Origin of the sequence: Haematobacter missouriensis (assembly GCF_000740775.1) — a bacterium.
Taxonomy (GTDB): domain Bacteria; phylum Pseudomonadota; class Alphaproteobacteria; order Rhodobacterales; family Rhodobacteraceae; genus Haematobacter; species Haematobacter missouriensis.
Genome location: NZ_JFGS01000027.1, coordinates 46,690 through 58,304, shown reverse-complemented (window position 1 = coordinate 58,304; position 11,615 = coordinate 46,690). Strand labels below are relative to the sequence as shown.

At 62.9% G+C, this 11,615-nt stretch carries 9 protein-coding genes; 8 read left to right on the top strand and 1 reads right to left on the bottom strand.

Annotated features, from left to right (window positions below; all coding sequences use genetic code 11):
• From CG51_RS14510 to galE, 8 genes are all read left to right on the top strand, one after another.
• Positions 1–702, top strand: a complete 702-nt coding sequence (locus CG51_RS14510) for a sugar transferase (protein ID WP_051930651.1) — start codon at positions 1–3, stop codon at positions 700–702.
• A gap of 42 nt (positions 703–744) precedes the next feature.
• A complete protein-coding gene (locus CG51_RS14505) occupies positions 745–3,243 on the top strand; it encodes a tetratricopeptide repeat protein (RefSeq protein ID WP_084695209.1) in 2,499 nt (832 codons plus the stop codon).
• A 203-nt stretch (positions 3,244–3,446) separates the two neighbouring features.
• On the top strand, positions 3,447–4,097 hold the full coding sequence (locus CG51_RS14500; RefSeq protein ID WP_084695210.1) for a polysaccharide biosynthesis/export family protein: 651 nt from the start codon (positions 3,447–3,449) through the stop codon (positions 4,095–4,097).
• A 4-nt stretch (positions 4,098–4,101) separates the two neighbouring features.
• Complete coding sequence (locus CG51_RS14495; RefSeq protein WP_035746173.1) at positions 4,102–5,592, top strand: TonB-dependent receptor; 1,491 nt, start codon at positions 4,102–4,104, stop codon at positions 5,590–5,592.
• 181 nt (positions 5,593–5,773) lie between these two features.
• Positions 5,774–7,378 (top strand): VPLPA-CTERM-specific exosortase XrtD, encoded by a 1,605-nt coding sequence (gene xrtD, locus CG51_RS14490; RefSeq protein WP_035746171.1) that lies wholly within the window; start codon positions 5,774–5,776, stop codon positions 7,376–7,378.
• Positions 7,379–7,838: 460 nt separating this feature from the next.
• Complete coding sequence (locus CG51_RS14485) at positions 7,839–8,390, top strand: VPLPA-CTERM sorting domain-containing protein (protein ID WP_035746169.1); 552 nt, start codon at positions 7,839–7,841, stop codon at positions 8,388–8,390.
• 126 nt (positions 8,391–8,516) lie between these two features.
• Positions 8,517–9,203 (top strand): rhomboid family intramembrane serine protease, encoded by a 687-nt coding sequence (locus CG51_RS14480; protein WP_248783384.1) that lies wholly within the window; start codon positions 8,517–8,519, stop codon positions 9,201–9,203.
• A 72-nt stretch (positions 9,204–9,275) separates the two neighbouring features.
• A complete protein-coding gene (galE, locus tag CG51_RS14475) occupies positions 9,276–10,322 on the top strand; it encodes a UDP-glucose 4-epimerase GalE (RefSeq protein WP_051930647.1) in 1,047 nt (348 codons plus the stop codon).
• Here the strand turns inward: galE and CG51_RS14470 are convergent.
• Positions 10,247–11,386, bottom strand: a complete 1,140-nt coding sequence (locus tag CG51_RS14470) for an acyltransferase family protein (protein ID WP_035746167.1) — start codon at positions 11,384–11,386, stop codon at positions 10,247–10,249. The two genes, galE and CG51_RS14470, sit on opposite strands and share 76 nt — an antisense overlap.
• Positions 11,387–11,615: the final 229 nt, after the last annotated feature.

The following is an 11,615-nucleotide window of genomic DNA, read 5'->3' as shown; positions in this document are numbered from 1 at the left end:
ATCAGCGACTTACTTGGAGAATGTGGGTTCAATTCCGCTTCGCAGACTGGCCTTTCCTCCTCCCTCGATCAGGACCACGCTCTCGCTACTCCTTCGGGCATATACCGGAATGGCGCGAAGCGGACGATCGACATCCTCCTCATTGCTCTAGCGCTTCCCTTCGTCCTTCCCGTGCTGGCCATCATGGCAGGCTTCGTGATGATGGACGGGCATTCCCCCTTCTACCGTCAGGAACGTGTGGGCCGGGGTGGGCGTCACTTCAGCCTGCTGAAGATCCGCACCATGGTTCCCAACGCCAAGGAGAAGCTTGAGGAGTATCTCGCCTCCGATCCGGCAGCCCGCGCCGAATGGGACGAGACGCAGAAGCTCAAGACCGATCCCCGCATCACCTTCGCGGGCCGCATCCTGCGCAAGACCTCGCTCGACGAGCTGCCGCAGCTGTGGAACGTGCTTAAGGGCGACATGTCCCTCATCGGGCCGCGTCCGATGATGCCGGAACAGCGCGCACTTTATCCCGGTCAGGCCTATTACGAACTGCGGCCCGGCATCACCGGATCGTGGCAGGTGTCGGACCGCAACGAGGGTTCCTTCGCTGGTCGCGCGAAATTTGATCTCGATTATTACAACTCCCTGTCTTTCGTAAAGGATTTGTCAATTCTCCTGCGTACAGTGGCTGTTGTTGTACGGGGGACGGGATACTAACCTCGTCTCTGGAAAAGCGCGCCGGGGATTGGTTCCGACGCCATGGACGAAGGTGAGGATGTGACGGGCAGGAAGGTTCTTCGGGGGCGGATCGGCCTCGGTATTGCGCTGGCGGCTGGTATCGGGCTGCTCGCGGGCTGCGAATCCTCCGAGGAAAAGGCGCAGAAACACTACGAATCCGGGCTGGCCCTGCTGGAGCAGGGCGATGTCAGCCGGGCGATGGTGGAGTTCCGCAACGTTTTCTCCCTCGACGGCAAGCATCAGGAAGCCCGTCAGACCTATGCACGGCTCCTGCGGGAGCAGGGCAGCATACGGGAGGCCTACAGCCAGTATCTCCGCCTCGTCGAACAATATCCGGACAATATCGAGGGCAACCGGGCGCTGGCGGAAATGGCGCTCGATGCGAGCAACTGGGACGATGCGGAACGTTACGGCCGCGCCGCGCTGCGCCTTGCGCCGGATGAGCCGGAGGTTCAGGGCATCGGCGCGATGATCGACTACCGGGCCGCGCTGATGAACCGGGACGAGGATGCCGGACAGGCTGCGCTGCAGCGTGCGCAGGCACTGGTGTCCCAGCATCCTGAGCTTGTCGTCCCGCGGCGGGTGATTCTCGACAGTCTGGTGCGCCAATCGGACTGGGATGCGGTGCTGGCTTCGCTCGAAGAAGGGTTGCAGCATGATCCCGATTCCTTCGAGTTTCAGCGGATGCGGGCGGCTGCGCTCTTCCAGCTCGGGCGGACCGATGAGCTCGAGGCGCAGCTGCGCCAGATGGCCATTGCCAACCCCGAAGATACAGAGATCGAGAATTCGCTGCTCGGCCTGCTCATCAACCAGAAGCGCCCCGAGGCGGCGGAGGAATTTCTGCGCAGCCGGGTCGATCCGGCTTCCGCTGATCCGGCGGCGCGCCAGCGGCTGATTTCCTTCATTGCGCAGACCCGCGGCATGCCCGCGGCGCGGGAGGAGATCGACCGCATCATCGCTGGCAACCCGCCGAAGGTCGGGATCTACCGCACCATGCGCGCCGGGATCGATTTCGATGCCGGAAGCCGCGATGGCGCCATGGCTGAAATGAAGTCGATCATCGACAGCAAACCCGAAGCAGATGTGTTGAACCAGGCGCGTGTGACACTCGCGCGGATGATGGCACAGACCGGCAACAAGGTCGGCGGCCGGGCGCTGGTGGAGGAGGTGCTCGCCTCTACTCCCAACGATGTCGATGCGCTGAAGCTCAAGGCCAACTGGCTGATCGACGACGACAAGACCGGCGATGCGCTGGTCGCGCTGCGCTCTGCCCTCGAATATGCCCCCCGCGATTCGCAGGTCATGACGCTGATGGCCCGCGCGCATGAGCGGGACGGCAGCCGCGACCTGATGGGAGAGATGCTCTCGCAGGCGGTGGTCGCCTCCAATCGGGCGCCAGCCGAATCGCTGCGCTATGCCGCCTTCCTGGAGCAGGACGGAAAGCACCTTCCGGCTGAGGATGCGCTGGTCAACGCGCTCCGGCTCCAGCCGCGCAACGTGGACCTGCTCTCCGCCCTTGGGCGCGTCTATGTCGCGATGAAGGACTGGCCGCGCGCCGACCATGTCGTGCGCACCCTGAAGGAGATCGGCACCGATCAGGCGGTCAACTCCGCCAACGAAATCACGGCCAACCGTCTTGCCGCGTTGAACCAGGATCAGGAACTCGCCTCTTTCCTGCGCGGTCTGGCCGCGGAAGGCGACAGTGGCCCCGGCGTGGAGCTTGCGCTGATTCGCACCAGCCTGCTGCGCGGCGACACGCAGGAGGCTCTGCGGCAGGCCGATGCCCTGCTTGCCAAGGCCCCCGACAATCCGACGGCCCTTTACCTCCATGCTGCCGTGCTGCTCTCTGCCGGCCAGGCAGACAAGGGTCTGGAGGAGATGCGTGCGCTTACCCAATCGCATCCCGATTTCGAGATGGGATGGGCCGCATTGCACAATGCGCTGCTCAGCAGCGGCGACACGGAAGGTGCCGGCAAGGCGTTGGAGGCGGGTCTCGCCGCCATTCCAATGGCGCCCACGCTTTCCTGGATCAAGGCGGGCATTCTGGAGAAATCCGGCGATATCGACGGGGCGATCAATCTCTACGAGGCGATGTACGAGCGCGATTCGAACTCGCCGATCATTGCCAATAACCTCGCCAGTCTGCTCGCCGGTTACCGCAGCGATGACGCAAGCCTTGATCGCGCCTATACGGTCGCCCGGCGCCTGCGCGGTACGACGGTTCCTGCCTTCCAGGATACCTACGGCTGGATCGCCTATCGGCGCGGAAACTATGACGAGGCGCTCACCAATCTGGAACCTGCCGCCCGCGGGCTGCCGCAGGACGGGACGGTGCAGTATCACCTTGCCATGACCTATTCCGCGCTTGGCCGGAAGGATGAGGCGAAGCAGCTTCTCCTGCGGCTCGAGGAAGGTGCCATTCCGCTTCCTGCCGATTATACCGACAGGGTAAAGGCAGAGCTTGCCCGTCTTGCCGCGCCGGAAGAGCCTGCCGTCGCCGCACCCGAGGCGCGCAACTGAGCCGCCGCCGCCATAAAGGGCCACCGGAGAGGAATGTCGGGGTTGTCAGCGGACCTTTGCCGGCCAAGCCCTTTATTCAGGCGGATTTTTCTTCAGAACCGCGGCAGAAGTGTCGCAGTCCTCGCCTTTTGCGGAGCCCGGCTTTTCACCTGTCCGCAAACCTCCTATCCCTGATCGTAATCATTCCCCAACGGGTGCGCCTGATGTTCAGAACCTTGCTCGGGATCTTTGTTTCCCCCCTTTCGCGTATTGCGGCGGTCGCCCTTGTGGCGGGCGGCGTCGCTGGCGGTTTCTCCGCGCCTGTCTCGGCCCAGAGCGGCTATCACCTGCGTCCAGGCGATGTTGTCCAGGTCGAGGTGCTCGACGATCCGAGCCTGAATCGCTCCGTGCTCGTGCTTCCCGATGGGAGCATCAGCTTCCCTCAGGCCGGGACGCTGCGCGCCAGTGGCCAGACGGTGGAACAGCTCCGTTCCGCCCTGACGCAGGGTCTCGCGCCGAACTTTGCCGCGACACCCACCGTCTATGTCACCGTGGGAAGCGTCGCGCCCTCACAGGCGGCATCCGCTGCCGAAGGTGTGCCCGTCTATGTGATGGGGGAAGTGTCCGAACCCGGCCGTAAGGACATCCAGTCCGGCACCACGCTGCTGCAGTTCCTGGCCGAGGCCGGTCAGCTCAGCCGCTTCGCCGCGCGCAACCGCATCGAACTCCACCGTCAGGATCCCCGGACCAAGGCTGCGGCCGTCTATCTCTTCGACCTTGACCACGTGGCGGGCGGCAAAAACCGGATCAGCGGTATGACCACCATCACCGAGGGTGACGTCATCGTCGTCCCGCAGCGCCGGCTGTTCGAGTAAGCAGATGACCCCTCTCCGCCCCGCACGCCTCGCTTCCATCAACCGGGGGGCCGAGCAGCCTCGGGTTGCGGGGGGTGTTCACCGCCTGCCGCTTACCCTGCTGCTTCTCGCCGGCACGGCACTCGTTTCGGCGGAAACGGCACAGGCCCAGGCGGCAAGGGGTGGAGATCTGCCCAATCCGCTGTTGACGTTCAGTTTTTCTTCCTCACTTCATGTGAGCGACAACTACAACCTGTCGGAAGATCCGTCGGGAACGACCACCTATCTGGATAATAACCTTGGCCTCAGCTACCTGAGCGAAACGGACGTGCAGAAGCTCAGCCTTGCGGCGAGCGGGGTGCTGCGTCTGGCCAATTATCCGAGCGATGCCTCGAACAGCGGTTACCAGACCGATTTCGACAACCAGACCCTCCGCTTCGGCTATACGTTGACGGGAGCGGACAGCGAACTGACATCGTCGGCCTATTACAACCGCTCCGACATCGCCTTCTTCGATCCGTTCCGGCTCGTGCAGGAAGATATCGATCTCGAAGCGCAGGACCTTACGTCCAGCGACGGGTATCGTGAGATGATCCGCGCCGATGTGGGCTTCCGCACCGGCATGTCCGGGCCGCTCAGCTTCAATGCAGGGCTCAGCGCCTACAAGCGGAATTTCCTTCAGACCAGCGACACGAGCTTCGACGACAACGAAACCTATACGGCGACGGCGGGATTCGGCTTTCTTATCACGCCCACCACGCGGCTGACGCTGGATGGGCTCTACCGCGACTATTCCGCCGACGATACCGAGCAGACCGACAGGCAGACCCGTTCGCTCTCCGTAGGCGCCGCGCATGAGGTCGGTACCGGGCTCACGCTCAACGGCTCCATCGGTTATCAGGAGATCGAGACCGAGAAGACCGACCTCTTCGGCTACCGCGGAACAGAGCGGCTGACGGGGGTCATCGGTTCTCTTGGCGCCACGCAGGAGCTGACCAACGGCACGGTCGGAATCAGTTTCGATCAGAGCCAGAATACCGCCGGCAGCCGCTCCACCCTCCGCGTTTCGCGCGCGATGGATCTGCCCAGTGGGAGCCTCGCGCTCAGCCTTGGCGCCTCGCGCGGCGACAGCGGCAAGACGACTGCCGTGGGGTCAATCAACTACGATCATGCCTTGGAGAACGGGAGCCTGTCCGCGCGGCTGTCGCAATCGGTGAGCACCAACAGCGATGATGAAGAGGTAGAGGCGCGCAATCTTCTGCTCAGGCTGTCACATGACCTGACCCCGGTTTCGGGTGTCTCGCTGAGCGTGAGCTATGCCGACCTCAACAATCTTCAGGATTCCGGCGGCGACCGGACGCGCAGCCAGATCCGCGCGGCCTACTCCCATGACCTGACGCAGGACTGGGAGCTTTCGGGCGGTTACGAATATACCCAGCTGGAGCGCCCTTCGGGAACGGCCAAGGAAAACGCGGTCTTTCTGACCATACAGCGCCAGTTCCATTTCAGGCCCTGAGCAGGGTTGTGAGGCCGGGACGGTCTCACAACCATGTGAATTTTCTGCATCATTCGCGGCCGGGGTCATGGTTTTCCCTCGGTTTCCGCGTGTGCAACCTTATGTTATATAGGGTCATACTTCCGGCGAATATGCCGGGCGCCTTGGGCTATCCCCGGCCACATTTGACTAGAGGATTTCCATGACGGCCGCGAACGAGAATTCCCGCTCCTCCCTGGCGGCTGCGCTTCCCTCGGTGAACGCCCCCGGTTTCATGTGGTTCATGCTGCTTCTGGCCGGGTCGGTCCCGATCTTCTGGATCGGCTTCGTCTCGCTGGCGCAAGCCTGGTCCACACCGGAATACAGCCACGGGCCGCTCATTCCGCTGATCTCGCTCTACCTCTTCCTGCGGGAGTTGCGGCAGATGCCGCCGCCCGCGGCGGAGGTCCGGGACCGCTGGCCGGGGATCCTCGTCATTCTGCTCGGTCTCGCGGTGGCGCTGTTCGGCAACCTCACCCGCATTCCCGACATCGTCACCTATGGAATGATCATCTGGGTGGGCGGCGTGGTCCTCACCGTCTTCGGCTGGGAGCGGGGCAAGCATCACCAGCTGCCCGTTCTGCACCTGATCTTCATGCTGCCGCTGCCGCAGTTCCTCTACTGGCACCTTACGATCTTCCTGCAGGGGATCTCGTCGGAGATCGGCGTGTGGTTCGTGCGTCTTGCCGGTGTGCCGGTCTATCTCGAAGGCAATGTGATCGACCTCGGGGTCTACAAGCTGCAGGTGGCGGAAGCCTGTTCGGGGCTGCGCTACCTGTTCCCGATCCTGAGCTTCACCTACCTCTTCGCCATCCTGTATCGCGGCCCCTTCTGGCACAAGGCGGTGCTGATGCTGTCGGCCGTGCCGCTCACCGTGCTGATGAACTCCTTCCGCATCGGGGTCATCGGGGTGCTGGTGAACTCCTACGGCATCGAGCAGGCAGAGGGGTTCCTGCACTTCTTCGAAGGCTGGGTGATCTTCATCGCCTGTATCGGCATCCTGTTCCTGATGGCGATGGGCCTGCAACGGCTGACGCGGAACCCGCTGCCTCTTTCGGAGGCGATCGACCTCGACACCCGCGGCATGGCGCCGATCATGGGGCGCATCCTGTCGATCCGCCCCTCGAAGGCGCTCGCGGTGGGCGCCCTGCTCACGCTTTCCCTCTCGGTGGGCTGGGCGCTGCATGGTGGGCCACAGGCCCAGCAGATAGACCGGGAACCCTTCGCGCTCTTCCCCCGGCAGTTCGGGGAATGGTCGGGTGCGGCCTCCGCTCTCGAACCGGAGATCGAGCGGGTGCTGGGCGCGACCGACTACATGAACGCCGCCTATACCGCCCCGGGCGAGCGAGATTACGTGCATTTCTTCTCCGCCTATTATGAGAAGCAGACGGAAGGCTCCGGCATCCACTCTCCGGAAGTCTGTCTGCCGGTCGGGGGCTGGGAGATCTTCACCTTCCAACCGCAGGAGGTGAGCTTCCCGGGCACGCCCTACGGCACCTTCACTGTGAACCGGGCGGTGATCCAGAAGGGACTGTCCAAACAGCTCGTCTATTACTGGTTCGAGCAGCGCGGCAAGCGGATGACCAACGACTATCTCGCCAAGGCCAGTGTCGTCTGGGACAGCCTGACCCGCGGCCGGACGGACGGGGCGCTGGTGCGCTATGTCACCCCGATCGGCACGAACGAGAGCGAGGCCGACGCTGATGCCCGCATCCAACGGCTGATGGCGAAAAGCCTGAACGTCCTGCCCCGCTACATCCCGTTCTGAGCTTGTTGAAAACGAGTTGAACAACCCGGCTTCGGCCGGGTTTTCTGCGCCGCAGCATGGCTGCGAATGGCGAATCCCCATTGTTCAGACACGAATTTCCAAAACGAAAATACTTTCCCGAGCGACTGAAATCGCACGGATGACCCGGGGTTTTCAACTCTCCGAAGAAAAAAGGGGGGCTCCTCTTTTCGTGCTTCACGATTAAAGTTGTTAAAAATAACACGTTTACGGCGAGTTCACCCAAGTAATTCGGAGAACAAATTCAAAGAATGACGGTCTTTCGTGCCATATCGGGAACAAAGACGCTTTCAATCTCCGCAACCAGCTGAGTTTTATTAATAAACTAGGAAATATTAAAAAAACTACTGTCACGCCGCATCGCAACATGTTAATAATTGACGGAAGCGTGATGTACCTCGGCTCCGACCCCTGAGCCGACAGGCAGATTATGGAGAGAAACATGTTGAAGAAGGTTGTTACGGCTGCCCTCATCGCCGCGGCCTCCGCTGCCTCGGCAAATGCAGCTGTTGTTTATGCAAGCAGTGTTGTTTCCGCCAACCAAAAAGGTTTTGTTGCACCGTCGCGCAGCAACCCGGCTGCAGCGACCGGCGCTGAGGATGGGAGCTTCTACTCCCTCGGCTTCGGTGGCAGCATTGTGCTCGGCTTCTCGAGCCTGGTGAGCGGGGTCGGGTCGGTGTTCGAAGTCACCAACCTCCCGCGGGAAACCTATATCGAGAGCGCGATCTTTTCTGTCAGCCTCGATGGAAAGTCTTGGACCACCCTGGGAGAATACACCAATCAGGTCAGCTCGCTCTACTCGGCGACGCCGTTCCTCTTCCTGAAAGTGGTGGATACGAGCCCGGTGGTCGCCGGACATGGTCGTGACGGCTATGACATCGACGCCATCAGCTTCGAAAAATACGTGGCCCCGGTTCCGCTTCCGGCGGCGGGCCTGCTGCTGATCGGCGGTCTGGCCGGTCTGGGCATCATGAAGCGCCGCAAGGCTGCCTGAGCCCGAGCCTCGGGACACGATTTCGGAACGCCGGTGCGATTGCGCCGGCGTTCTGCTTTCTGGGGTTCGGCTTCTTCCAAGGTTTCCCTTGCATCCGGGGCGTTGCTGGATCACCTCTCAGGCATCATGAGGTCCGACAAACCCCTCTCCGCCCGTCAGCCCCCCCGCTCCCCGCGGCGAGAGGGCATTCTGACAGACCGAATGCGCGCCATGCCGGTGGTGCTCGTGCTGTTCCTGGCCTGCCTGCTGCCGGAGATCGTTCTGTCCGGAGCCGATTACGGGCTTTGGGGCGACCCCGGCTGGCGGCTCTGGGCGTGGCAGCATGGCGGGTTCTGGACGGGGCTGCTGGGCAACTGGCGACCCAACTATGCCGCGCAACCCTGGCTCATGTTCCTGACCTACGGCTTCCTGCACGGCGGGCTGGTGCATTTCGGGGTGAACATGCTCACCCTGTTCTCCCTTGCGCCGCCGCTGGTGGACCGGATGGGACAGGGGCGGTTCCTGCTGCTCTACATGGCCTCGATGATCGGTGGCGGTCTGGGCTTTGCGCTGCTGTCCCAGTCTCCGCAGCCGATGGTGGGCGCGTCGGGGGCGCTGTTCGGGCTTGCGGGCGCGGTCATGGCGCTGAGCTGGCAATATCTGCGGGCTCGGGGGGAAAGCCTGCGTCCGGTGATCCGCTCGCTGCTGTGGCTGGCCGTGCTGAACGCCGTGCTCTGGTGGGCGATGAGCGGGATGCTGGCGTGGGAGACGCATCTTGGCGGTTTCGTCGTCGGCTGGGTCATGGGCCTCTGGCTGGTGAGGGGCGGGCGATAGCTGCATTGCAGCGACTTGTCACGCTCCGCCTCTGCTGGCAGGCTGCCGTGACGACTTTCCGGAGAGATTTCCTTGACGAAACATGTATTGGTCACCGGTGGAGCGGGTTATATCGGCTCGCATGCCTGCAAAGCATTGAAGCGGGCGGGCTATGTGCCGGTCACCTATGACAGCCTTGTCACCGGTTGGGAGCAGGCGGTGCGGTTCGGCCCGTTCGAGCGGGGCGATCTCGCCGACAGGGCGAGGCTCGACGAGGTTTTCGCGAAGTGGCGGCCCGTGGCGGTGATGCATTTCGCCGCGCTCTCCCAAGTGGGAGAGGCGATGCGGGAGCCGGGAAAATACTGGCGCGGCAATGTGGCCGCCTCCCTCACGCTGCTGGAGGCGGCGGTGGCGGCGGGCTGTCTCGACCTGGTGTTTTCCTCCACCTGCGCGACCTATGGCGATCAGGATGGGGTGGTGCTGACGGAGGAGACGCCGCAGGCGCCGATCAACGCCTATGGCGCCTCCAAGCGCGCGATAGAGGACATGTTGCGTGACTTCGGCGCGGCGCACGGGTTGCGGTCGGTGATCTTCCGCTACTTCAACGTGGCGGGGGCCGACCCGGAGGCGGAGGTGGGCGAGTTCCATGATCCGGAGACCCATCTGATCCCGCTGATCCTTGACGCGATCTCCGGCAGGCGCCCGGCGCTCACCGTTTTCGGCACCGATTATCCGACGCGGGACGGCACCTGCATCCGCGACTACGTGCATGTCTCGGATCTGGTGGATGCCCATGTGCTGGGCTTGAAGGCGCTGGAAGCAAGGCGGGTGGCGGATGGCGGGGTGGAGGTCTTCTGCCTCGGCTCCGGCAGCGGGTTTTCCGTCCGCGAGGTGATCGAGGAGGCCCGCCGCATCACCAACCGCGAGGTGCCGGTGGTCCTGGGGGAGCGCCGCGCGGGCGATGCCGTGGCGCTGGTCTGTGGCAGCGAGAAGGCGGGGCGCGAGCTTGGCTGGACCCCGGCCCGCTCCGGCCTCGGCACCATGATCGAGGACGCCTGGCGCTCCTACCGCACTGTGGGCTGGGACAGGACGGTGGCGGGTGGCCCGGCATTGCCGGCGCGATCCGTCGGCGTATCCTGACCTGCGGGCACAACGGAAACGACTTGCCTCCCGGGGCGTTTTGGCAGGGAGAAAAGCCAGCCCGCCCCCAATGCCTCCAGCCCGCGCGCCATCCAGAGCGAGAGGGCTGTCGCGAAGAGGGCAAGCGGAAGCGCGGCCCACAGGCTGAAGGCAGGCAGCCCCGCCGCTGCCCAGACATAGGTCTCGACGATCAGGCTTATCAGCAGCGAGTGGATCACATAGATTTTCAGGCTGTTCTGCCCGAGGGTGATGCCCAGCCCTCGCAGGAAGGAAACCGCCCCTGCTTGTGACAGAAGAGCGGCCAGCAGAACCATGGCCCCTATTCCGGCCATCAGCCTGAGAAGCCCGCGCCCCATGCCCTCGGAATCGCCATAGGCGGCAATGAAGGCCGTTCCCCCAATCGCCATGCCGAGTGCGAGCCCCAGGAAAAGCCGCAGGTTGCTGAGGATCAGGCTGTATATCTCCCGTCCGTAAAAGGCGAACGCAAGAAAGAAGGGCGCATAGCTCAGCGCTGCCTTATGCGGGTAGCTGAACTCGTATGTCTGGCTGAAGGCGAAGGTTGCCAGAATGAGCGAGACCCCGAGACCGATCAGCCGCCCCCTCTGGGGGATCAGCCGTGCGGCCAGGAAATAGAGCGCCAGACCCCAGATGAACCACAGGCTTCCCGGCGGATCATAGAGGCTCCGAACCAGTCGCAGGGCCATCGTCTCGATGTCGGGAAGGGGTCCGCCTTGCAGGATGCCAAGACGGAAATACTCCACGGCGAGAGTGATCAGCGTCCATACCAGGAAAATGTGCAGGAACAGCATGATCCGGCGGGACAGAACTTCCCTCAACGGTCTCCGAATCACGGACATCGCCAGATAGCCGGAAATGGCAAAGAACAGCGGCATTCGGGCCAGGCCGATGACATTGTTCAGGCGGTAGGTCGTATAGGTCGATACTCCTGCCCATGCCAGATACTGATGGGAATGGTGAAGGACGACGAGGAACAGGGTCAGACCCTTCACCACGTCAATCCAGACGATCCGCGTCTTATCCGTCGGGGAAAATGGCTGAGACATTATAATTCTCATAATGCAGTAAATATTTATGACATTATTGTGATGATCGTTCCTGACGCAACTATTTTCTAGTGCGGGCCGGGTTTCTACTGCAGGCCGGGGCGAATGGGGTTGGGCCCCCGGATGCTGCCATCAGGGGCCAAGCGTCCTGTTCGGAGAAGCTTTCGGCAGGGTTCCAGCTTGCGCCCGGACGGCCCGGCGTGTCAGAGCGGGATGGAGAACGGCTCCC

Coding starts and splice junctions, on each gene's coding strand:
- CG51_RS14505 (WP_084695209.1), top strand. CDS start 745: ATGGACGAAGGTGAGGATGTGACGGGCAGGAAGGTTCTTCGGGGGCGG.
- CG51_RS14500 (WP_084695210.1), top strand. CDS start 3,447: ATGTTCAGAACCTTGCTCGGGATCTTTGTTTCCCCCCTTTCGCGTATT.
- CG51_RS14495 (WP_035746173.1), top strand. CDS start 4,102: ATGACCCCTCTCCGCCCCGCACGCCTCGCTTCCATCAACCGGGGGGCC.
- xrtD (WP_035746171.1), top strand. CDS start 5,774: ATGACGGCCGCGAACGAGAATTCCCGCTCCTCCCTGGCGGCTGCGCTT.
- CG51_RS14485 (WP_035746169.1), top strand. CDS start 7,839: ATGTTGAAGAAGGTTGTTACGGCTGCCCTCATCGCCGCGGCCTCCGCT.
- CG51_RS14480 (WP_248783384.1), top strand. CDS start 8,517: ATGAGGTCCGACAAACCCCTCTCCGCCCGTCAGCCCCCCCGCTCCCCG.
- CG51_RS14470 (WP_035746167.1), bottom strand. CDS start 11,386: ATGTCTCAGCCATTTTCCCCGACGGATAAGACGCGGATCGTCTGGATT.